22 protein-coding genes are annotated in these 23,344 nt (G+C 50.2%); all 22 read right to left on the bottom strand.

The window, feature by feature from the left end; genetic code table 11:
* Positions 1 to 82 precede the first annotated feature (82 nt).
* Entirely contained in the window at positions 83 to 3,529 is a 3,447-nt protein-coding gene (locus RB620_RS29105; protein WP_308100541.1) for an endo-alpha-N-acetylgalactosaminidase family protein, read from the bottom strand.
* A complete protein-coding gene (locus tag RB620_RS29100) occupies positions 3,526 to 5,907 on the bottom strand; it encodes a hypothetical protein (RefSeq protein WP_308100539.1) in 2,382 nt (793 codons plus the stop codon). Before RB620_RS29100 ends, RB620_RS29105 begins: the two co-directional genes overlap by 4 nt.
* Before the next feature lie 95 nt (positions 5,908 to 6,002).
* Positions 6,003 to 7,646 (bottom strand): extracellular solute-binding protein, encoded by a 1,644-nt coding sequence (locus tag RB620_RS29095; protein WP_308100537.1) that lies wholly within the window; start codon positions 7,644 to 7,646, stop codon positions 6,003 to 6,005.
* A 48-nt stretch (positions 7,647 to 7,694) separates the two neighbouring features.
* Entirely contained in the window at positions 7,695 to 8,591 is an 897-nt protein-coding gene (locus tag RB620_RS29090; protein WP_308100535.1) for a carbohydrate ABC transporter permease, read from the bottom strand.
* A gap of 29 nt (positions 8,592 to 8,620) precedes the next feature.
* Positions 8,621 to 9,601, bottom strand: coding sequence for an ABC transporter permease (locus tag RB620_RS29085; RefSeq protein ID WP_308100533.1), 981 nt, complete (start codon positions 9,599 to 9,601; stop codon positions 8,621 to 8,623).
* A gap of 150 nt (positions 9,602 to 9,751) precedes the next feature.
* Positions 9,752 to 11,452: a sensor histidine kinase gene (locus tag RB620_RS29080; RefSeq protein WP_308100531.1), complete on the bottom strand. Its 1,701-nt coding sequence runs from the start codon at positions 11,450 to 11,452 to the stop codon at positions 9,752 to 9,754.
* Positions 11,449 to 13,002 carry a response regulator transcription factor gene (locus RB620_RS29075; protein WP_308100558.1) on the bottom strand — a complete coding sequence of 518 codons (1,554 nt, stop codon included), beginning with the start codon at positions 13,000 to 13,002 and terminating at the stop codon, positions 11,449 to 11,451. The genes RB620_RS29080 and RB620_RS29075 overlap by 4 nt, the downstream gene beginning before the upstream one ends.
* A 69-nt stretch (positions 13,003 to 13,071) precedes the next feature.
* Positions 13,072 to 14,160 (bottom strand): sensor histidine kinase, encoded by a 1,089-nt coding sequence (locus tag RB620_RS29070; protein WP_308100529.1) that lies wholly within the window; start codon positions 14,158 to 14,160, stop codon positions 13,072 to 13,074.
* Complete coding sequence (locus RB620_RS29065) at positions 14,153 to 14,848, bottom strand: response regulator transcription factor (RefSeq protein ID WP_308100527.1); 696 nt, start codon at positions 14,846 to 14,848, stop codon at positions 14,153 to 14,155. The genes RB620_RS29070 and RB620_RS29065 overlap by 8 nt, the downstream gene beginning before the upstream one ends.
* Entirely contained in the window at positions 14,845 to 15,354 is a 510-nt protein-coding gene (locus RB620_RS29060) for a VanZ family protein (protein WP_308100525.1), read from the bottom strand. The genes RB620_RS29065 and RB620_RS29060 overlap by 4 nt, the downstream gene beginning before the upstream one ends.
* Positions 15,351 to 16,256, bottom strand: a complete 906-nt coding sequence (locus RB620_RS29055) for a M15 family metallopeptidase (RefSeq protein ID WP_308100523.1) — start codon at positions 16,254 to 16,256, stop codon at positions 15,351 to 15,353. The genes RB620_RS29060 and RB620_RS29055 overlap by 4 nt, the downstream gene beginning before the upstream one ends.
* Positions 16,174 to 16,770 carry a DUF4181 domain-containing protein gene (locus RB620_RS29050; RefSeq protein WP_308100521.1) on the bottom strand — a complete coding sequence of 199 codons (597 nt, stop codon included), beginning with the start codon at positions 16,768 to 16,770 and terminating at the stop codon, positions 16,174 to 16,176. The genes RB620_RS29055 and RB620_RS29050 overlap by 83 nt, the downstream gene beginning before the upstream one ends.
* Before the next feature lie 63 nt (positions 16,771 to 16,833).
* Positions 16,834 to 17,415, bottom strand: a complete 582-nt coding sequence (locus RB620_RS29045; RefSeq protein WP_308100519.1) for a GNAT family N-acetyltransferase — start codon at positions 17,413 to 17,415, stop codon at positions 16,834 to 16,836.
* A gap of 208 nt (positions 17,416 to 17,623) precedes the next feature.
* Entirely contained in the window at positions 17,624 to 18,601 is a 978-nt protein-coding gene (locus RB620_RS29040; RefSeq protein WP_308100517.1) for a phosphotransferase enzyme family protein, read from the bottom strand.
* Positions 18,602 to 18,694: 93 nt separating this feature from the next.
* Positions 18,695 to 19,171 (bottom strand): GNAT family N-acetyltransferase, encoded by a 477-nt coding sequence (locus tag RB620_RS29035; RefSeq protein ID WP_308100515.1) that lies wholly within the window; start codon positions 19,169 to 19,171, stop codon positions 18,695 to 18,697.
* Between the two features lie 299 nt (positions 19,172 to 19,470).
* Positions 19,471 to 20,136, bottom strand: coding sequence for a CPBP family intramembrane glutamic endopeptidase (locus RB620_RS29030; RefSeq protein ID WP_308100513.1), 666 nt, complete (start codon positions 20,134 to 20,136; stop codon positions 19,471 to 19,473).
* Positions 20,137 to 20,653: 517 nt separating this feature from the next.
* Positions 20,654 to 20,893 carry a GNAT family N-acetyltransferase gene (locus RB620_RS29025; RefSeq protein WP_308100556.1) on the bottom strand — a complete coding sequence of 80 codons (240 nt, stop codon included), beginning with the start codon at positions 20,891 to 20,893 and terminating at the stop codon, positions 20,654 to 20,656.
* Between the two features lie 340 nt (positions 20,894 to 21,233).
* Positions 21,234 to 21,776 carry an SDR family oxidoreductase gene (locus tag RB620_RS29020; RefSeq protein ID WP_308100555.1) on the bottom strand — a complete coding sequence of 181 codons (543 nt, stop codon included), beginning with the start codon at positions 21,774 to 21,776 and terminating at the stop codon, positions 21,234 to 21,236.
* Positions 21,722 to 21,985, bottom strand: coding sequence for an NAD-dependent epimerase/dehydratase family protein (locus tag RB620_RS29015; protein ID WP_308100511.1), 264 nt, complete (start codon positions 21,983 to 21,985; stop codon positions 21,722 to 21,724). The genes RB620_RS29020 and RB620_RS29015 overlap by 55 nt, the downstream gene beginning before the upstream one ends.
* A gap of 103 nt (positions 21,986 to 22,088) precedes the next feature.
* Positions 22,089 to 22,784 (bottom strand): sigma-70 family RNA polymerase sigma factor family protein, encoded by a 696-nt coding sequence (locus RB620_RS29010; protein WP_308100509.1) that lies wholly within the window; start codon positions 22,782 to 22,784, stop codon positions 22,089 to 22,091.
* Complete coding sequence (locus RB620_RS30445) at positions 22,745 to 22,906, bottom strand: sigma factor (RefSeq protein WP_374121474.1); 162 nt, start codon at positions 22,904 to 22,906, stop codon at positions 22,745 to 22,747. Before RB620_RS30445 ends, RB620_RS29010 begins: the two co-directional genes overlap by 40 nt.
* 363 nt (positions 22,907 to 23,269) lie before the next feature.
* A partial coding sequence (locus tag RB620_RS30440; RefSeq protein ID WP_374121433.1) for an IS3 family transposase occupies positions 23,270 to 23,344 on the bottom strand: 75 nt, incomplete at its 5' end.

Here is a 23,344-nt window from a genome sequence, read left to right as displayed (position 1 = left end):
TCTTCCTGGCGAAGCAGCCATTCTATATTAGGTTCGGCAGCGATTGCTAATACCCTGCAGCAAAAACTCCGCTGCACGAAACCTATCCGGCAATGGCATCGAAAGCGAATCGGTCGAATACCAGCCAACCTCGCTCGGCATCATTCCTTACGATAGCGAAATAATAGTCGGTATAAGGACCCGTCGTCGCTTCGGCCTTCCACTCGTGCAACCCAGCGCGCAGCGGCTCGAAGAACGTATCATGCTGGGGTCCCCCGTCCGTTGTCCGCAGCACCGCGGCATATTGTCCCTCGTTCTCAGACTTGTAAACGAAAGACAACGAGTATTTACTGTTCGGCTGCAGGGATAGCCCCGACGGAAGCGTCCGAATCAGCTCGCCCGCGAGTTCATCCATCGTTTTCAGCGACCATTGCCCTTCGATCGTATCCGCCGTATATCCCTCGTGAAGCTGAGAGAGATGCGTCTTGCCGACTCTCGGATTAGCGCTGACGAACAAGCCCCAGCCTTCGTCCACATGCTCGAAATCTTCGTAGACGAGATGAACGGTTTCGGCAGCCATTTCCGTTTCCCGAACTCGCACGTCGTCGAAATGCACGTAGGAATCCGCTTCGCCTTGGGCTGCGAAAAGCGTCAGAACCGGCGCTTTCGCTTCAAGGTTCTCTGTTCCGCTTTCGCTCCCCGGCACCACGAACCGGATTTGCAGGCGCTGATAATACGTTCCGCATTTGTCCGAATCGACGTCGCAATTCTTGACCGCCGTTCGCCGGATGGAACGGGACAGCTCAGATCCGCCGTAGCCCGACACTCTGATCGCCGCTTCCCGGCCCTCCGATACTTCCACCCATACGGAAGCCGAATAGGCCTTGCCGCTCTCAAGACCTCGGAGCGATTGAGAGACCCCTCCGTCTGCCCCGCCGTTTCCGCATATGCGCAAATACGATTGGCCGTAATCCGTCTCCGCGATCGCAATATGATCGGTTTGGCCCGCGGACGAGAATCTCGACCATATGTCAAATCCATGACTGTCAAATCCCGGATCCTTCGCCGGACTGCCCTCTCCCCAATCCATAACGGGAACCGGAGGCGCCTCTTCCGGGTAAAGCACGTACGGAACGCAAACCTCCGCCGCAATCGCAACAATGCCGGAGCGAACCTCCAAGTCGCGGTCGAATCGGCGTCCTTGGTTCGTCAAACGATACAGCTTAACGGTCCCGCTCTTCGGCCAACCGTCCGGGAGCTGCCACGCGGTCACGCCTCCTGCCGCGTTCCAGTGGTATATCTTCGATTCCGCGAAAGGATCCCACGGGATGAAGACGGTATCGCCGATCGCGATCGTCCGGCCGTTCTTCCGGAGAACGGCAACGCCATGCTCGAGCCGGGACGAAACGCCTCCTTCCAATACGGCCTCCTCCGAGTCCTTCCACTTCATGATGGCGAAGTGCATCAGATACCGATACGGAAGCTGCTTCGTAAAAAAAGATCGCACGGCCGCTACAATATCCCGCTCTCGCTGCCAGCCCATGAATCCGTTGCCGCCGTAACGCTCATACCCGCCCTTGAGCAGCTTATCCTCGATATAGGCGTCTTTGTCCTGATGCCGAATAAATCTGGAAATGCGGCTGTCTCCCGTAGAGTCATGCGTCCAGACGGCATCCGAATCGAGCGCGTCGGCTTCCTCCGTCCAGATCGTCCAGCCGTTACCGCGCAGCTTCTCGGCCAGCCGCCAGGCCGCCCAATGCTCGTCGCGATACGTATCCACGTAAACGAAGCCCAGATGAGGCGCCTGCTCCTTCAATTCGTCAAGGCGCCGATCGAAGGCGCCGGAGCGGATATCCGCTTCCCGGTCGATGTAATACGATTGATCCAGCCATCGCCATCCCGGCGTCGTCGTGACCAGCGAGTTGTCGTACGCCCTGGCCTCCGGGTAGGCTTCGCTGTGATTGATATGGACTCCGATCACGGCTCCCAAGCCGAGAGACCGCTCGGCCAGCAAGTTCAAATCGTTTAAGCCGCCGGCCCGCTCGTTGAAGTTACCGCCGTAATCGGGATGCCCGCTGTCATGGCCTTCGCTTTGATACCCTTTGAGCTCGAGCATTTGGCCGAATCCGTCGGTATACAAAAAAAACTTTTTCACGTTATCCAGTATGCGAAGAAACGGAAACTGCGCCAAACTGGCGAAATTCATCGCGATATGAGCATAGCTTCGCCGCAGCGCCTCGGCTCCTGGAAGGGGAGGCAACGCTTCCCGAACGGCCATGGCTCCGTCCTGCCAATCGACGATGCCGTCCCCGTTCCGGTCATCCGTCACGATCACTTTGGACCACGGTTCGCCAATGATTTCCATGTCGGGTCCCCGGTACGTCCAATATGCGTTCCAAACTGAAGTTTGTTTATAGCCGTCATGCTGCGAGGTCTGCACGCACAAGCGCCTTCGGTTGTGCAGCGAATTGCCGATCACGCTTGCCGCCAGCTGCGCCGTATGCACGATCGCGATCGCGCGATAGAGGGGTGCCCGCGTCGCCGGCTCCCCCGATACGCTGCCGAACGTATCGCCTTTGATGCCTTCGGCGCAGGCAAACGCCGCCCCCTCCTGGGTATCGCGGACGGAAACGAGTCCATGATAGGGAAATTCGATCGTGCGGATCCGGAATTCGCCGGATTCCCTTACCGTGGAAATACGCAGCTCGAGAGCCGCTCCCTCCACGATGATGGCTACCGTCATTTCCGCCTGAAGCTGCGGGAAATGAAGCCGATAAGAAGCTTCATTGCCGCGCGAAGCCGCGGAAGCAACGATTGGCTTATATCGCTTGCCGTTCAGCTCGACGCAGGCCAGACGTTCCTCTTGGCCGAACAGCAAAGCGCCGCTTGCTTTCCACCGATAACGCAGCACGCGCGGGAATGCGGCATCCACCTCCACGTCCATATATGCCGAAGACAACGTGAAGGTCTGCAACGGCTCATCGTCGCTCGGCGCAACAAAATCCGATCGATAGATATCGTCCAGGACACTCGCCACGGCATCTCCGAACCTTGCATGGCCGCTTCCGCCATTCCCGTCTGCAAAAGCGCGGAAGCCGACCGCCCCGGGGCCGGTCTTCCAATCCGGCAATTCGCCGTGATATACTTGGTAGCCGTTCAAATATACGGTAAGCACGGTACTCTGGAATCGCAGCTTCATGCGGTAGCTATGGCCTTCGTAGAGCGGGTCGGATCGGAACAGCACGCCTTGCTTGCCGCAAGGCATGGACCATATCCACGTGCTTCTGCCGAACGGGTCCATCGGCGTATCGCAGCCGACGAAGATCCAGCTGTCCTGCGCCGAGTAACGAATAACCGCCCCGACCTTCCCCGCAAGACCGAGCGGAGTCATCGTGAACGAAAACTCGCCGTCGCTCATCGCCTCGAAGACCGTCGCGACAGCACCGGTATCCGATCCGTTCGCGAATAATCGGAATGCGTGATCCGGATCTTCTTGTACCCCCTGTCCGGTGCCGAACACGATCCGGTACGGACTTTGCGCCGGCGTCATCGCTCACTCGCCTTTACGTTTTCGGGCTCGCCCCAAGTGCTCACGGTAACGCTTACGACCGGCTTCGGATCGCCCTCGAACTTGCAGCTGAACGAGACCGTCTGTCCGCCCGCCCGAACGACCGGCGCATCCGCGGAAGCTTGAACGGTTCTCAGCAAGTTCCAGTTTAAATCGTAAACCTTCCCGATGCGATCCCCGTCGCATACGAGATACTCGTTCGCGCGCACATCCGTCTCGAACGTCATGTATTCGCCGTTCGTATAGAAGGTCGGCCGCTTCACGCCGGCATCCTCGTTGCCGTAACCGGGCGATACGCGCAGGCAGAAACGCAGCGGCTGCTCGCCGAACTTGTTATAGAACGCCCAATCCGCACCCCCGGGCTGTCCGGGCTGCAGCTCATCGGGGCTGCAAACAAGCGGCTTCGAGAGACTTACCGGCACGAGGCGCCAAGCCCCGTCTTCCGCGGGTTCCAGATGCCAATCGCTCTTCGGATCGCGAAGCCGTTCCTTCTGCGACTCCGTGAACGCGCCTGTGCCCCGGGCCGTTTCCCATTGGCGCACCTTCTCCAGCAGCGCCTCCGAGTTGCCGTTGCGGCGGAGCACGGCCATGTCGGCCGAAAGCGCGAAGCCTGCGTCGAAGCCTGCCGCTTTGGACAACACCCACTCGATCTCGTCCAGCGTGGTCGCTTCGAAACGGTCGGAAGTTGAACGGATCAGGAACCAGCCGAGCATCGGCGGAATGAAGTTCCTCTCGAAATACCGTTGATTGGTAAGCCGCCATTCCAACTGGCCTTCGCGCGTCGATACGCCCCATGGCTCACCCCAGTTGAAACGAGTGAAAATATGCCATAGATAATTAGGGACGACGATGCTCGCATCGTTGATGACTCCCTCTCCCCAGCCGTCGTAACATTGCTTCACGAAACGGTTGACGCCGTAGCCGTCATGACCCGTTGCATAACAACCTTCCAGCCCGTCGAACGATAGTTGCTTCACCCCCGTCGTTCGCAACAGCTCGGCGATCCGGCTGCTATAGGCATCTTGGAGCTCCAGATTCGGGAAGAGAACATCATAGGGATGATCCCACAGCCGCCCGATCTCCGCACCGACGTCATGCGCCGAAACCGCGGTCCCGTTTAACCCTCTACTGACCCCTTGCAGCTTCCATGGCGCCTGTTCCGAAACGGATTCGTACCCGATGAGTTCCCCCCCGAGCACGGCCGAATTCCGATAGAGTTTTTCTCTGAACGGCCGCGGATCGTCAATCGCGATCTCATCGGCTTCTTCGGCCGCCGGCTCGGTCAACCGGGCCGTTCCGACCGTCTGCAGCCCTGCAGCCGGAACGGGCGTCACGTAAGGATCGTTCAGCGTCGTGAAGGTGGACAGCGTATGTACGCCGACTCTCACGCCTTCCCGTCCGGCCGATTCGACGCATGCCCTGAGCCCCTCGTCGCCTTGCGGAAACTGGCCGGGCTTCAGAATAAAATGTCCCCACTTCGCAAACGGGTCCGGATGATAGACATAATTCAGGCCGGCTTGCTTCGTATACCGCACCGCCTCGTCGATCGTCGCCTCCGAGAAATCGGTAATGAGATAAGACTGCGTCGCGGCAGAGGATGTCTTGCCCCATTCGCCTTCGATGACGGGATGCGGCAGGTTCTCGCCGAGCTCGATCGTTTCGATCACATGAAGTACGCTGTCTGCCTTGCAGCCGAACAACGCGATGCCCGTGCCGATCAGCTCCGCGTCATGCCCCTGCAAGGGCGTCACTTCGATGTCCTTCAAATTCCAGACTGGCCTGCGCCCGCCATGGGTACGATTCCTCGCGAAAGCCTGCAGCAGGCTGCCGCCTTGCATCGGCCAAGCCGTGCTGTCCGCATAATCGAATTTGCCGTCCGGGTACGACTCATCTGCATACGCCGGCTTATTTAGTTCGGCGGGCCAACCGCCGATCGTTTTTATGTTCAGCGACATAAGGCCGATCGCAAACTGCTTGTCATGGACAACGCCGACGGATTCGCCGATCGACCCTTCCACGCCCGTCGCAAACGGTCCCCACAGAATCGCGTCTATTTCCTGCATACCGTTCACGGCTTCGATCCGGGATACCTCGAATGTAATGTATTTATCCTTAAAGCCAACCCTCACATCGACCTGCGCCTTCCGGCTAACGAAGAAAAAGGTTAACACGCCGCTTTGATCATCGTAAGAAGCCGTGTCCGCTTCCTCGATCTTGCTGCCCGCAACGATGCGCAGCAACGGCGAACGAAGATCACCTGCGTCGAGGCTTCTGCCGTTCGCCGAGTCGGCTAATCCGCACAGTTCCCCCCGATCATTCATTTGAAAAGCCAAGCTCCCCACCTGAAATCTTGCCATCATTCGCATCTCCTTTGCCCAATCTGTAATTGACCGCCATAAAATCGATGTCCTTTCCAACTCGCTTGGAAAGGACATCGCTATGCTGCTATTGGCCGTTATTGTTTTAAGTTTTGATCGTATACCTGCTGCGCTTCTTCCAACACTTTGTCTCCGCCCATGCTCATCCATTCCTTCACGAAAGCGTCGAAATCGTCCAGCGATTTGCGTCCCGTAATGAAGTCGATGAAGTTCTGCGTCGTGAATTGCTTCAGCTTATCTTGCGTTTCGTTGTACAACGGCTTGTTGAATGGCGCAAGGATGTCGATATTCCGCGTTCCTTTTGCTCTTGTATCCTTTGCCAGCTGACGCATACTCGCATCCGACGTATAAGAGGTTTGGAAATCATAGTCATTAAAAGAGCCGCTCATCGAGTATCCGCCAAGCCCCAATTTTTGACGTTCTTTCTCATCGGTGTATGGCGCAATATATTCGACAGTTCCGTTCGCGCCAACTTTCCAATCTCTGTCCTTCACGCCGAAGTTCAGCTTCTCGTAAATATCCGGATCAAATTGGGAAGCCTCGAACACCTGCATATACTTGATCATTTTGTCTTGGTCATCCTCCAGCTGTTTGCCGAAAACGACTCCCGAAGCGTAAGCCGGATTATACTGCGAGATGCCGTAATGCCCGTCCGGACCTTTCACGCCGCCGGTAGTCGCGAAGCCGAAGTCCGGGTGCTTCGCCTTCAGCTTGTCGAACCATTGCTCGCCGCCGAGGAATGCGTTGCCCGGCAGGAAAGACCACCAATAGAATTCGACGGCGCCCGCTTTATCGGTCAATACTTTATCTTCCACGTTGTTGCCTTTATTGACGACGAACTCGGGGTCGATCAGTTCGTTCTTATACCAGCGGTTCAGCACTTCAAGCGCTTGCTTCGCGCCCGGCTCGATTTCGCCCCGCACGACTTTGCCGTCTTTCTCGCGGAAGATGTTCGGATAAGCATCGAAGGCGCCGAATACGGAACTGAACATCGATTCGATGTTATCGCCTGCCGAAGTGATGCCGTACGTATCCTTCTTGCCGTTCTCGTCCGGATCGTCGTTGCGGAATTTCGTCAAAACGGCTTCCATTTCTTCGATGGTTTCAGGCGTTTTCGCGATCCCTACTTTTTTCAGCCAATCTTCGCGGAACGCGAGCTGCATGCCGTCGATGCCGATATCCCAGATGACGGGCAACGCATAGATTTTGCCGTCTCTTCTTACGTATTTGAACGGATCGTCGCCAAGGAATCGTTTCAGCCATTCCACGTACTTTGGCATGTGCTGCTCGATCAGTTCTTGCGGAATTTCGGTGATGATGCCTTGCTGCATATATTTATCGTAGTCCGTAAACGATGGTTCTTTCATCCAATCCGGAATGTCGCCCGACGATATCATTAGATTCACTTTCTCCTTGAACCCCTCTCCGCCAGTAGGCACGAATTCGACATCAATGCCGAATTTATCGCGGATGGCCTGCACGCCTGGAGAGTCCGCTTTGGCAATTTCCGGCGAGGTCGTCCAAAACTTCAACAGCTTCTTTTCCGCCGGCTTGTTATCCGGCGATTCCGAATTCGCGTTTGTTCCGCCATTCGAATTCCCCTGATTATTCGTCTGGGTGTTCTCGTTCGATCCTGAGCTTGCGCAGCCCGCCAATAGGGATACTGCCACTATGCCTGCGAGCGCTCCCGTCAACCAACGTTTTTTGCTCCCTTTCACCATGAACCAACCCTTTCTCCCCTGGTATATGACGCTATCTATTGGAGGGAATTATCCCTTAATAGCCCCAATCATAACACCTTTGACAAAGTATTTCTGAATGAACGGATAAACGATAAGCATCGGAATAATCGAGAACATCACGATGGTCGCCTGAAGCTGGCGTCCCGTGTATTCCGTGGTTTTGCCGAGATTCTGGATAATCTGCGTGATGTCTGACGTATCGTTCTGGATGATGATCTTCCGAAGGACGACTTGAAGCACCTGTTTGTCCGGATCCGTAATATAGATGAGTGAATCGAACCAGGCATTCCAATGGCCGACGCCCACCCATAAGGCAACCGTCGCGAGCACCGGCTTCGACAGCGGCAGCACGACTTGAATGAAAATCCGGGCATATCCGGCCCCGTCGACTCGCGCCGATTCTTCAAGCTCCTCCGGAATGGAACGGAAGAAATTTCGCATGATCAGCACGTTGAATGCCCCGATCATGCCCGGAATGACTAGCGACCAGATCGTATTCATCAAATGGAGCTCTTTGATCAGCAGATAGGAAGGAATCGTGCCGCCGGCGAATAGCATCGTGAACAGGATCATGCCGGTAAAATATTTGTTAAACGGCAAGTCTCTCTTCGAGAGCGGGTACGCTGTGATCGACGTGAACACGATGGATAACAGAACGCCAAGCCCCGTACGCAGCAAGGTATATCCATAGCCGGACCAGATGGCGTCGAACTTGAAAGCAAGCTCGTAGCTTCCGAAGGTCGGCTTCGCGGGGAATAACACGAAGCCCGATGCATAAGCGGCGCCGTCGACGCCTGCCCCGTCCAGCGAGATGACGACTTGCGTCCAGAACGGATATAGCGTGACCAGCATAATGAAAGCTAAGATGGTATAAAGCACGACGTCGACCAGTTTGTCCGCCGGCGATTTTTTAACAGTAAGCATTGTACACCTCTCCTTTCACTGGCGTGGCGCTACCATAGGGCATGATCTTTGCCGCCTATGAGCTTCACCACACGGTTGACGGCGAAGATCAGGATCAATGCGACAACCGATTTGAAAAGCCCGACCGCCGTCGCGTAGCTGTAGTTCATTTCGACGATCCCCTTGCGGTAGACATACGTGTCGATGATATCGGCCACATTGTACACCTGCGCGTTGTACATATTGAAGATTTGGTCGAAACCCGCATCCAGAACGCCGGACATCGAGAGGATCAGCATGATGACGATAATCGGAACGAGCATCGGGATGGAGATGTAGAACATTCGCTTGAACCGTCCCGCGCCGTCGATGATGGCTGCTTCGTAGAGCTGCGGATCGATATTCGAGATCGCCGCGAAATAAATGATGGAACCCCAACCGAAACCTTGGAAAATACTCGTGATGACTAGAATGGATCGGAAGTAGCGGGCATCGGCCAGAAACAGCACCGGGTCGCCACCGAAGAGCGTAATGATCGTGTTGAGCGGACCTCCCAGCGAGAAGAATGTAAAGAAGATGCCTGCGAGCACGACCCATGAGATGAAGTGAGGCAGGTACGTGACCGTTTGGACGATCCGTTTGTATTTAGCGTTCGTCACCTCGCTTAACAGAAGCGCGAAGAAGATTGGAACCGGAAATCCGAACAGGAGCTTGTAGAAGCTGATGATGAGCGTGTTCTTGAGAACCGTATAGAAGTAGTCGTCTTGAAAGATGGTGCGGAAGAGATCGAGTCCCACCCATGGGCTTCCCATAATCCCTTTCAAAATTTTGAAATCTTTGAATGCCAGCAGCACGCCATACATCGGCAGGTAATGGAAAGTAATGTAATAAATGACCGCCGGGACCATCATCAGCAGCAGCAAACGATATTGTTTGATCTTTTTCCATTTTGTTTTTCTTAGCATCGCTTTCTCCAGCTTCTTGTCCTTGTTTGGCGCTTGCGCGCCGCGTACGATCACTGTGTCGTCCACTCTCGGCACTCCTCTCTGTAAGCGTTGTCATTCCCTTAATAAAAGAATAACAAAGGAAGCTCGGAATTGAATTATCAAATATTTAAGAAAACTTTCGATTTTCTACGAACATGAAAAAACCCGTCCTCGTAAAGGACGGGCTTCAAAGTTTCAGGACGATTGGAGCGCCGGAATGACGATGCTCATCTGCGTGCCGCTGTCGATGGCGCTCTCAACCGCGAAGCGATAATCGGAACTGTATTTCAAGCGCAGCCGTTCATTGACGTTCTTCAGCCCATAACCGGAGGAATCGCTTTGAAGAAGCGTATTCGCCGTTTCCGCGGGCATTCCGATTCCGTTGTCCTGCACGAGAAAAACAACTTGGCCGTTCGACAGCTTGGCGGAGATGCTCAGCAGCCCTCGCCCGGTTTCTTTCCGGTTAATGCCGTGCATGATCGCGTTCTCGGCGAGCGGCTGCAGGATAAAGTTGATGGTCGTATAACCGAACACGGCCTCGTCGATGTCATACACCACGTCAAAGCTGTGATCCTTCATCGCCTGGACGATTTCGATATACGACTTCACATGGTCGAGCTCGTCCCTTACCGGAATCATATTATTGCCCCGGTTAAGACCCGTGCGGTAAAATTTCGACAGCGTCGTGACGACGTAGCTGATGTCGTGCGCATCGCTGCGCAGCGCCTTCCAATTAATGAACGAGAGCGTATTGTACAGAAAATGCGGATTCATTTGCCACTGAAGCGCTTTGAATTCCGCTTCCTTCTGCACGATCTTGTTGCGGTACAATTCTTCGATCAGCTCGTTAAGGCGAACGAGCATATGCCCGAACCGGTTCGTCAGCTCGCCGATTTCGTCCTTGGACTCGCTTCGTACGCGCATGCTCAAATCGCCGATCTGCACCCGCTTCATTAAGGAATTCAAAGCGTATATCCGGCGGATCATCGTCTTGGAGAACATCCAAATCATAAAAAGCACGATGACGAGACAGGCCGCGATGATAATGAGCGTTGCGTTGATGATCGATCCCGCATTGCGGGACAGCTGTTTGGCGGGCACGATGCAGTAGATCGTCCATCCCGTTGGCTTGATCGTCTTCTTCACCAGGAACGACTCAACATCGCCGCTCCGGAACGATCCCTCTTTCATCGCCTTCAGCTGCTCTACGCTGAATGGTTCTCCGGCTGCGGTTTGATTCGAGTAAATCACGTCCCCGTGTTCATTGACAATGACGACGGTATCGGCCTTCGCCAACTCCGCCACGTTCTTGAACATGCTCGTATCATTGATCCGCATGTAGACGATATTGGTTGATTTGTCGGTGAAGAACCGCGGGAAAGCGCCGACCACAATCAATCCGTCGTCGAAGAACCACTGGCTGCCCTTTCCGTGCAAGGCTGCCTTATACCAGCCTTCTTCCTTGACCCGATCGGCAGATTGCACCGATTCGCCGAACTCCGGCACATAGGTTTGCGTGTAAAACTTGATTTCGGCGATTTCTTTGTCGAGCATGACCATCATGTTGAAATAAGGGGCCAAGTATTCGTTCAGATCATAAGAGAGATTGACCAGATCGTTGTAATCGTTCGCCACGATCTTCTGGAACGTTTTGTTCAGCACGATGGACTGGATCGCATGATTGTATCGCTCGACCGAGCTCTCGATGGCACCGGAAATCGTATCCATGTTTTTCTGAATGCCCTGAACGCCTTGAATTCTCAGCATTTGCTTCGACTGATCGTAGGCGTAAACGCCAAGAACGATGATCGGGATAATGATGACGACCAAATACGATAAGAACAGCTTATGCTTAAACCGCAGCCGATTGAACAAACCTCTAATCGCTTGACTCATGGAGCCGCCTCTTCGCGGAATTGCGACGGCGTTTTGCCGTAATGGTTTTTGAACAGCGAGCTGAAATAAGGGAAATTGGCATAGCCGACCTCGAGGCCGACATCAACGATTTTTCGATTTGTCGTCAAAAGCAGCTCTTTCGTCTTCTCCATGCGGTGAAGCGTCAAATATTTGTTGAAGCTGGTTCCCTTATGTTTCTTGAACAGATGGCTCAAATAACTGGGCGACAAATAAACGCGCTCCGCCAGCGACTCAAGGGATAAATCGGCGCCGTATTCGCTTTCGATGATCCGAACGATATCCTCGATGACCTTGCGCATCGACTCCTGCGAGCCGGAAGCCGAGGGCTGCGCGCTCTCTTCCAGTATGTTAAGGACGACTTTGCGCAAATCGCTGAGCTTAGCCGCCCTATAGATCAGATCCAAATTCAGCTTGAAGGTCTCCGGGCGTTTGTTCGCCGATGCGTCGAAGACGGCTTTTACGATTTCGGTGCATACGAATTTGATGTACACCACCGGGAACCGCTCGCTGTTTTGCAGCTCGTTGAACAACTGCTCGAACCGCGCTTTTGCTTGATCGTAACGGGAACGCCCGATGCTCTGTCTGAGCTCCTCCAAGGCATCGTCGGCTGAGAACGTCTGCGCGCTCGCGCCGATCGCGTCGGGATTCGCGAGCAGCACCGTTCCTTCGTCGTAGAAAAATTTATACTCCAGCATCGACTCCAGCGCTTGGTACTGATTGTAGAGCTGTTTGATGTCGCCTGCCGTTCCGCCAACGACGACGCTCACGTCCCCGCCGTACGTTTCCCGGAACCAACCGATGAGCCGTTTGCCCCATTCGATCAGCCCTTCTTTGGATTCGGCGGCATCGGCTTGGGTGACGAGCAAGCTTTGGAATTCATTCAAGTGCGCAACATCGAATCCGCCATCGATTACGTCGGCAAGCCGGCGCTCGAAATCTTGGTCAAGTCTATCGAAGAACCGATTCCGTGAATCGAGCATGATTAGCCTCACTAGGGGATGACCCTCGTTAGCCATTGGAAACGCTTGCTGGAACGCGTCGACGTCGGCCTGCCGTACATCCGTTTGGCCCAGAATCAAATCGGATAGCAGCTTCTGCTTCGTATAGTAGGTTTCATTGCGATAAGCCTCTTCCAAGCGGATCTGCTTCGCCATCGCCTGCCGCTCTTCCTCGCAAAGCTTAATGACCTGCGTCAAGACTCTTAGAAACTCCTCGACCTGGACGGGCTTCAATATATACCGGATCGCTTTCAGATCGATAGCCCGCTGCGCGTATTCGAACTCCCCGTATGCGCTCATGAAAATCACCTTGACGGGAATGTCCAGTTCCCGGATTCGAGCCGCGAGCTCTAGTCCATCCATTCCCTTCATGCGGATGTCTGAGAATAGAATATCGACCGGTTGGTCCTTCATGAAAGCAAGCGCGCTCTCCCCGCTATCCGCTTCGAACGTCTCCAGCTCAAGTCCGTGCTTCTCGATTAGAAACTGTACGCCTTCTCTCTCAAACCGTTCGTCGTCTACGATTAGCATTTTGAACACCGGCAATCACCTCTGTAAGCGATACTCTAGCAAGCGCTTCCTAATTTGTTTCTTATTCTATCACACCTTCGGCAAGCGGACCTCGAAAATCGTGCGAATCACGCTGCTTTCTGCCGTGATTGAGCCCTTATGCTGTTCCACGATGTTTTTCGCTATGAACAGCCCCAGCCCCGTGCTGCCTTCATGGTAGGTGCGCGCTTTGTCGCTTGTATAGAACATTTCGAAAATATGCGGCAAGTCTTCGGAAGCGATTTGATCGCCGTAGTTGACGATTTGTACGACGACCTCCTCGCCGTCAGGCATACAATTGACGTCGATGAACGCGCCATCCTTGCCGTAATGGGCCGCATTGCTGAGCAAATTGTCGAACACGCGGGCGAGCAGCTCGCCATCCCCCTGAACCATTAACGACGGCGTCACATTCAGCCTCGCGGTCAAGCCCCGATTCTCCAGCACCGGATACATCTCTTCGCTTAATTGATGCAGCAGCTCGCTAAGATCCACAGGTTTGCGATCAATTTTGAGCTTGCCATAATTCATGCGGGTCACTTCGAACAATTCCTCGATAAGCCGCTCCAGACGTTGCGATTTCGTATATGCGATGGTTGCGTAATGTTTGGTCTGCTCGGGCCGCAACTGGTCGTTCTTCAGAATAAAATCCAAATAACCGATCACCGAAGTGAGCGGCGTGCGAAGATCATGCGCCAGATTAAGCACCAGCTGTTCCTTGCTGTTCTCGGCAAAGTCGCCCCGTTCCAGCGCTTCCCGCAGTTTCTCGCCAGCCAAATGAATGTCCCGGGCAATATCGCCGAACTCGTCCTTGGACGAAATATCGACCCTGGTATCGAAGTGACCCGCCGCAAGCCGGTGGATTCCGTCCGATATATCCCGGAAATATCGGGAGTACCGCTTCGTCAGCAGGAAAAAAAACCAGATAGCGAGCGGAATGAAAAAAATGAGAAAAAAGTTGACATCCCCGACTTGTCGAATGAAATCACGGATTTGGGTCGATGGGTCTTCTACTTTGGTCGTATGGTAATAAAGCTGAGCAACCCTGTAGATAGCGAAGGTGATCGCGGCGGAAAAGGCCATGCTTAGTCCGAACAACAGGATCATTTTGAATCGAAAGCTTCGAATCACGTTACCCATGGAATGAATACCCGACTCCCCAAATTGTTTTGATCAGCTTGTTTTTGTTCATATCCTCGCCCAGCTTCTTGCGAAGCGTACGGATATGAACCATTACCGTATTATTGCCTTCATAGAGGTCCTCTCCCCACACTTGCCGGAAAATATGATCCGAGCTGAATACCCTTTTAGGGTGGCTCGCCAGCAATAACAAAATATCGAATTCCTTGGGAGTCAGCGCGACAGGCTTGCCGTCGACGGTTACCTTCCGTTCATCCGGATGGATAACGACGCCTCCCGCCCCGACAACCGGCTTGCCCCCCGCATCGGGCCGGCTGAATTGCAACGAACGCCGGAGATGGGCGTTCACTCGCGCGACCAATTCCATGGGGTTAAACGGCTTGGTCATATAGTCGTCGGCTCCCTGTACAAGACCGGCGATTTTATCGAAATCGGTGCTCTTCGCGCTCAGGAAGATAATCGGCATTTGATGAGTGTATCGAATGAGCCTGGTCACTTCGTAGCCGTCAAGCTTTGGCATCATAATATCCAGAACGGCCAGATCGACCTCGTATTTCCGGATCGCTTCGATCGCATCTTGCCCGTCCATTGCTTTGATGCAGCGATAACCTTCCTTCGCCAAATGCAGCTCGACCAGATCGGCGATCTCCGCGTCGTCGTCTGCGATGAGTATCGTAATGGTCTTCAATCTGTTGCCCTCCCCGACTTCGGTGATTCTATTATTGTATCAGATTTGACATACAACAAACCTCCGAGGAGTCCTGCGAGTCCCCCGCATGTATTGAGAAGAATGTCGTCCACGTCGAAGGTGCCCATCGCAAAAATCGCCTGCAACAACTCTAGAAACAAGCTGAGAAAAAACGAATGCCGCAAGACACGGAGAGCCGCGATACCCCTCCGCGATTCAAACAGCGTTTGAAGCAGACCGAATGGCGCAAAAATCGCGATGTTCCCGAATAGATTGACATAGCCGTGGTTTGTCGGGTCATTCAGCGTCCTCCCGATTTCGTGGAAAGGAATCAGATTCCCCTGTTTCATATTCATCACGATTCGCAGCGGATCCTGCAAGCTGGCCTGCAGGTGCCGGGACAAGTACATGAGATCGATAGGACCGCCCTTGAACAGAATGATCTTCACTAAAACATACCCATAGACGGCAAGAAGAACGCGCAGCAAGACGGTTCGCAGCTTCATCTCGATCCAGCCTCCCTATCGCTCGGCGAACCGGTGTCCCAAGTCGTCAGGATCACTCCATCCATGTTGTTGCCCGAAAGCGAGTAGTTGCCTTTGATCGGAACCGACAGCTTGGCTGCCGAGCGAACCGGATAATAGGACACCTCGTACGCCTTGCCGTCCACTACGGTTTGAACACGCTTTTGCACTTTCAAATAAGTAAGGTATTCCTCGAGCACCATCCCGCGTTCTTGCATGATCGCGCTATGCGGGAGACCGACGTAGCGAAAGTGCCAGGGCTCGTAGATCACGCCTGTTACCTCCGTCTTATTCTCCGGGTAACGCAGCACGAATCCGTGTTTCCAGGCATTCTCCTGAAGCCACTTGCCCTCAGGCGCATCCTTCATCAATCCCAGCGACGACCCGAGATCGAGGGACAGCCCCAGATTATGTTCGCTGTAGCCGGGCGGTTTGGCGTAGACCGATCCAAGCTGTTCATACAGCAAGGCTTGTTCCTCGTTGTCCCTGTAGCCGCTATTGATCAGAAAATGGTTTACGCCGTCGGCCATCGCCGACTCCATCATATCGGTGAACCACTCCAGCATTTCCATCGGAAGCTTAATGTCCTGGTCCAAAATACCGAAACCCTTCACCAGTTCCTGATGCTCGAACAAGTTGACTACATCGGGCACTTCCGTCTGTTCGGACACGGGATATTGCAAATTGATGAGCAACAAATCGCCCCTATAGATATCTTCCCGGTCGATCGTTAGACTGGTAAAGTCCGCTTCAGGCTGCTGTTGATTCGGCGCGTTTGCCGGCGGTTTAGCTGCTTTTCCCTCAGTTTCTCCAGGTTGTTGAATCACGTTCAGGCCATAGACGAGCAATATCAAAACGACGATGCCAAAGATCCATTTTTTCATGTTTTGTTCCCCCTGCCTTATGCTCAAGGATAAGGATAACGGGGAGTCCTAAAATTTTTCGGCGGTCAACCATTAAACTTTTATTAAAACGTAGAAAAAACGCCGCCACATCCTTGTGGTGACGTTTCCAGCATTTTTTAGAATGACGAATAAAGATGTATATTAACCCAACTGCTAATTTAATAAGAGAAATCATATATTCTTTTGAGCCTTTCAAATACATCCAATCCATAAAGGCATGTAGTCCCATGGCAACTAAAAATGATATTAACCAGAACCACTTAAGCGTGTTGATATTCGTTGTATCCAAAACAAAAAAGAGAATAAACAAACTAATAAAAGCAAGTAATCCTTTTACCCACCTATTGATATTCTTACCGGTAGTTTCCGAGATCTTCTTTGGTTCCTCTACAATGATATATTTTTTTATTGTTATTTCTATTAAAGCTAAAAGTATCACTAACACTGTAATTGAAAATGTCGTGGATTGTAAATTTGAAATTGAATCAGCCATGATTTCCCTCCACCGTTCATTCGGACAAGCCTTCGGTTCTATTCGTGGAGCTATAGTTCCTCGTTAGCATATACTTATGTCCTTCTTTTGACGCTCAACATATTCGTCCTTTGTTAGCCCGTACAAAATGGAATCGTAATATCTTCCATTCGTGTAGAATACTTGCCTCCGAACCCCCTCTTGCACACAGCCAACTTTCCTGAGCATTGCAGCCGATGCCTCGTTCCCTTCAAGAATGTAATCATTAAACTTATTAAGTCTACGCTCGAAGAAAGCATACTTTAGGAGGATCTGAACCGCCCGTGTGCCGAATCCCTTTCCTCGATGATCTCTGTCGATTTGAATTCCGATGCTAAATGTACCGTTTCTTTCGTCGATACTGTTTAGATTAATGCCGCCAACATTTTCACCGTTCAAATTTTCAATGGTAAACATAAGTCGATTTGATGAAAAGTCAGAAAATCTCTCTGCAAAAGATTTTGCTTCTGCAACCGTAGGCGGAAGCTCAACAGCGCTTTCTAAAAGGCGTCGTACCGATGTATCAAAACGATTAATGTAGTGGCTCTCCCAATCTTCTGGCTGTATCGCGCGCAATCTTATAGCTTCATCTTGCCAAAAATAATCGCTGTAATCTATATTTCGCATAGGTTGTACCTCCAAGATTATTTGATACTCCCATTATTTTAACTTATAAAATCAACTTGGTGCTGGTGATTTTTGGGTATATCTAAACTACCCTTTAGCTAAATAAAAATGGAGCAGCTGCGGTTGGCAATCTGCTCCATGATGGACTGAACTAAAGTTCTCAGTTAGCGTAATGGTGATACTTGGACCGTCCGGGCCCCTTGGCTAATCAAAAGCTAAGGAAGATACTTTCGCCGTTAAGGAACGGTGCACACCGGTTATCGCAAAAGTGCGGCATCCTTTCTCGAATCCATGGATGTACAGTTTCGTTCTCCATCACGAAAGCGTAGTATCCTAATACCGCGGAAAGCATGAAACCTTCAATTACTGAATAAATCTCCTTGTGCGGTGGCACTTGGCCATAATACCCTTCTACAACTTGTTCCCGGTTTTCTCTTGGGGCATTTAAAGCAGCCATTGCTACGTCAAAAAGGAGATAACCAAAGCCGAAAAGGCAGTAATCGATAAAAACGTACCTTCCTAGCGGAGTAACAAGTATGTTACTCATGTTTAAATCCGCGTGGATAATCCCCTGTCTTACCGTTCCAGGTCGTCCGGCCTTCAGTCGGTCAACGATGAGTGTGAGTGTTTTCTCGACTATAACGAAATTCTCTTCTGAGAACAAACCGAATTCGACCCCGTGTCGAATTTGTGTGAGCATCTTCTCAGTTCTACTAATACCGTAATCAGGCCTATCCACAGGCATGACCTTGTCATAAGTATCAAAAAACTTATGCAGACTCGCTACCTGAGCGCCCAAGTTGTACGCGGCACCAGGGCTCGACAAGTCCTCTTTTGTCATATTGCGACCTTCGATCCAGTGAAGAATCGAGCAGCAAAGTATACGCCCTTCTAATTCGAACTCGGTTACGAGTTGTCCGTACCGATTCACTACAGGCACCTGGACCATGAGGTTCGTCCCAATAGAAATCGCCTCCAACAGCCGCAACTCGGCTTCAACCCCTTGCCTCGTATGCTGAATGCCGGCAAGATTTACGGTCAATGGATCATGCACACGAAGAAGATAGACTCTGCCGTTTGACGTATCGATCACTTTATATGTCCGATTTTCATTGTGCCTGAGCAGCGCAGCTTCAGGACTGACGATGTCATACTGGAGCAAAAGCTTTAGGATCTTATCGTCCATGATACTCCCCCGATTCTACTATGAAAGTATTGAGTCATATACCGAATCGTCACCATTTACAAGCCCGTTAGCATTATCCACAGTAATAGCAAATCAGAGTTGCAATACGGTTATTGACTCGTTGTTGAAGTTTTTACCATTGTCACGGAAACCGAAGCTTTCATAGAGCTTTTTGGCAACGACGTTATCGGCTTTATAAGGAATCCAACAGTAATGTGCAGGCCCGGTCGGAAAAGTGCGGATAAATTCCAATATTTTTGTCATGGCTTCGCGACCGTAACCCCGGTTCTGGTACTGCTTGTCAATCATCAGTCGCATGATGCAATAGTTGTCAACTGCGATTGACGGTTCGTCGTATCCGGTAATTCCATAAGACAACATAACAAAACCGATGGGCTGCTCATCCGCGTAAATGGCAAATGGAATTGGATGTCCTCCATTGGTAGCAAGGACATAACACGAAGCCACGCTTGATAGATTCGATGCTACGAAGCTACGTTGTTCTTCTGAAACTTCCAAGTTAAATATGCCACGCCGGTTTTCCAACGTAATTTTTCTGAGTGTAATCATACAGGGTTTCTCCCTTCCGTCATTATCGTAGTTACTTTTCTTTGCGCCGCGGTCGCATCATTACAATACAATTTATGCCGAAAAAGTAATAGACTTATGTTGAATTTTTTTATAGACTATTATTTATCCATGGCATTTTTAGGGAGCATCTTTAACCGGCACATAATTGTGCCGGTTTATTGCGTTAATCTGCCCGATCGCTTAATGAAAAATGGAGCAGTTGCCGGATCGCAATCTGCTCCATGGTGCATTGAACTAAAGTTCTCCGTTGGTTCCGAACTGTGTCGGCAGTCTTCGAGCTAAAGACCAATAATAGTAACGATCATATTATTAGAGGTATGGAACAGCACAGGTCCCCAAAGAGAGTTTGTCTTTTTCCAGATGTATCCTGTTGTAAATGAGATAATTCCTATATAGACAGAGTTGATAAAAATGTCCAATGCCGAATGGTGTAGAGACAACCACAGAGGATAGTGTATAAGGATGAACATGATCGTCGTAACTAAATTTGCCTTCCAAAACTTCATTCTTGACGCAAGTTTATTGAGGAAAAATCCTCTAAACAAAATCTCTTCAATTATCCCTGCAAATATTACGGCTTTTAACCATTCGGAAACCCCGGATTTTATATTGAAAAATGGCTGATTAAATATCACACTATTAACAAGAACCAGATAAATCACTAACAGTACCAGTGGAATAACGAGCCAGTGCCACTTTTCAATTTTCTTGTTCAGTTTCAGGAATGTGACCCACTCATCCTTCTCCACGATCTTGATGTATAAAATAACTGGTAGAACCCATATTACGATTTTGGTGAATACATTGTACAGTCCCCAGAATACCGTTTGCGAATCGACGTTGAGATAAGTCCTGACAAACAACCAAGCCGCATAAAAGACGACGTAGTAGATGCCAATATGCACGATTGCCAGAACTTCTCTTTTTTCTCTTTTCATGTCCATGTTCTATACTCTCCTATTCGACTATAAAAACGCTAAATATATCATTTCGACATAATTCCAGAATTCCCCTCCAAATAAGGTTCTTGATTTTCATTTACATTGAATTTGTCGGGTATTCACTTTTGATTTTTTTTTTGCATAAAACAATACAACAGCTTGAGGTTTGTAAAGAAGTCCACCATGTTCTTCAATCGCTTCTTTGATTTCCCCAAACAATTTGAATCGCACATTGTCAGGAAGTTATCTATGTCTGGAATTAGTATTTAATAATGAGATATATTCATTAGCTGTATAGGAATGATTACAAATGTATTGCTTTACTTTTAATTCCTTAAACAACTCATCCTTTAGAGTTAAAACTGACCTTTCATCAATAATTTATTCAATGGCTGGATTTTTCGAATCATCTAGTTGCTGAGCAAGTCGAAGACCTACATTTGTGATACAAAAATAAAACTCCCGCCCCGTAAAGGGACGAGAGTTAATACTCCGTGTTACCACCCAAGTTCATCAATGCTTAACCGATGAGTCGTTTTACATAACAATGTCTAAGTTTCCCTCCATACATCAGGCGTGTAAACTGAAGTGTAAAACCAGCAGCTTCTAGATTATTAACGCTGGCAAGGTTTTCGGGATGCACAGTTGAATACAAGTAGTGACATCCTTTTTCTTTAGCACGTTTTTCCCTCAGCTCATGAAAGGATCTTTGCAAACCTTGCCCACGAACGGATTCATGGACAACAGTTGAATCCAACACCGCAACATATGGCAAATCTCGATCTGATACTCCAAATTCAGTACCAAGGTTTCTCTCGCTTAATCCTGGAAATGCCAACACTGAATAAGCGACTAATTTTTCATCTTAATAAGCTCCGTAAACCTCCCCCTCTCCATTTAAGAGTTCCAGGAAGTAATCCTCGTCATCCATCGCAAAATGTTCCTGGTAAGGTAGGCGTGAAATGACGTCCATCATAAGCGCTAAGACTTTAGAAAGATCCTGATGATACAAACGTCGTATTTCAGAAGGGAAATCCTCTTTTAAGTGCATGAATGACGTACCGGCTCTCCTTTTATTCAAATACTGTATTATAGAATACTCAGAGTTTGCTCAGCCAATCTTGGAAATATGTCGTAGCGATGCGCACGGGTCTATCGTCATTTGGAACGAGAGATTGATCATTCACCTCTACGGATCCGTAGTAGAGCGCGTTGGCGTCTGTGACTACCTGACGTTTGTCTTGAGTAACGTTAAAGTATGCTCGAATGAATTCGTCCATACGAATCTGATCTGGACCAGCCACATCGACAATGCCATTCACTGGCGCCTCAAGTGTGAAATCGGCCACCGCGGCTGCAACATCATCCGAAACGATAGGCTGCATAAGGGCGGAAGACACTCGAACGGTTTCACCTTCAGTAGCCACATCGGCGATGCCGCCAACGAATTCGAAGAACTGCGTCGCGCGGACGATCGTATAAGGAATGTTGGAATTTTGAATGAGCTCTTCTTGAGCCATTTTCGCACGGAAATAACCACTTTGGAGAAGGCGTTCGGTACCAACGACCGACAACGCAACATGATAACTTACTCCAGCGGTTGCTTCAGCAGCAAGGAGATTGCGAGTAGACGTCTCAGAAATTCCATAACAGCCTTGTCTTCAAATGAAGGCGAGTTCGAAACGTCGACGACAACCTGTGCGCCGCTAAGCGTTTCTGCCAGCCCCTCGCCAGTGATCGTGTTGACGCCTGTAGAAGGCGATGCTGCCACTACCTCATGGCCATGCTGACGAAGGTTGTTTACGAGTTTTTTTCCAATTAATCCGCTGCCGCCAATAACTACAATTTTCATAACAATCCTCCTTGAACTATATTTTGATTCTTTATTTGATGAGTCCACTGATAAGACAATTGGCGACTTCAAAGTGTGACATCAAACAAAAAAACCTTTATTATCACCGTTGTAAATGCTTCAATTTATCCGGATTTACAATCAAGTAAACCCGCCTTATGGCCATCGTCCGGATATCCCAATCAAAACAAATGACCCCCGTTGAAATCCCATCCTTGGTTATCAATACACCAGGCTGATGATTGACCTGGGCTAGCTGCGCTTTAATTGTTGGAAATAGTTTTAACGAAAGAGCGTTCAATATTAGGAGCACTCGTTCCTTATTGTAAATTGGATTAATCGCGGCAGATACTTTTCCTCCGCCATCCGCAATGAAAATGACATCCTCGGTTAACATGTTCACCAATGATTGAATGTTACCGTTCGAAAGAGCAGAAATGAAATGGCCTACCTTTTCCTTTTCCTCGTGAAGATGCAATGAAAGCATCTCATCTTTTTCATTGGATGCGTCTACTTTTTTCTTGACACGGCTGTAAATTTTGCGGCAATTGACTTCTGTTTTGTTGAGCATCTCTCCAATTTCATGATGTTCATATGCGAACGCTTCTCTTAATATAAAAACCGCGCACTCCAGAGGTGTCAGTTTATCCATAAGAATATGAAATGCGTAAGACATTGTATCCTGACGCTCAACACGATCTAATGGACTATTCTCGATCAGCTGCACGGTTGGTTCTGGAAGCCAATTGCCTACATAGCTTATTCTTTTTTTCGTGCTGATTTTAACTCGTTGAAACAACGGTTGATCATCATTTTACTTAAGTACGATTTCATATTTTGAATGTTGTCGTTCACTAATCCATGCATGCTAATAAACAAATCTTGAACCATATCTTCTGCATCCGTTCTAGAACCAAGCATCCGGTAAGCGATCGCAAATAAATGCGGCTTGTGGGTCCTATACAATTCTTCAATATGATTCGGTGAAAGTTCAAAAGTAATACTTTGCATAACTTCCCCCCTTATTAATAAGACAATTAACGGCGTTCATGTGTGACACTTTATTTCTTAATTCCCATTTCAGTAAGATTCAAAGCAAAGCTTATACCTCTCCCTATCATCGTGATAATGATCTTGATAAGAAAGAAGGGGCCGTCTCAAAAGTAGGTCTGCTCACTTGACGAGACAGCTCGCTTGATGAAAATTGGTCAAAAATTCGAAAAGGCGGTGCTAGGGAGGTTGAACTGCACCCCGTCAAGTAGACAGTACAAAAAATAAAAGTCGTTAAGCGGCCTTGGTTCTGAATTCCATTGGACTAAGGCCGTTTAATTTTGTCTGTAATCGTTCGTAATTGTAAAA

The organism is Paenibacillus sp. LHD-117 (assembly GCF_030929555.1).
Taxonomy (GTDB): Bacteria; Bacillota; Bacilli; order Paenibacillales; family Paenibacillaceae; genus Pristimantibacillus.
This window is presented reverse-complemented; position numbering and strand designations above follow the sequence as displayed.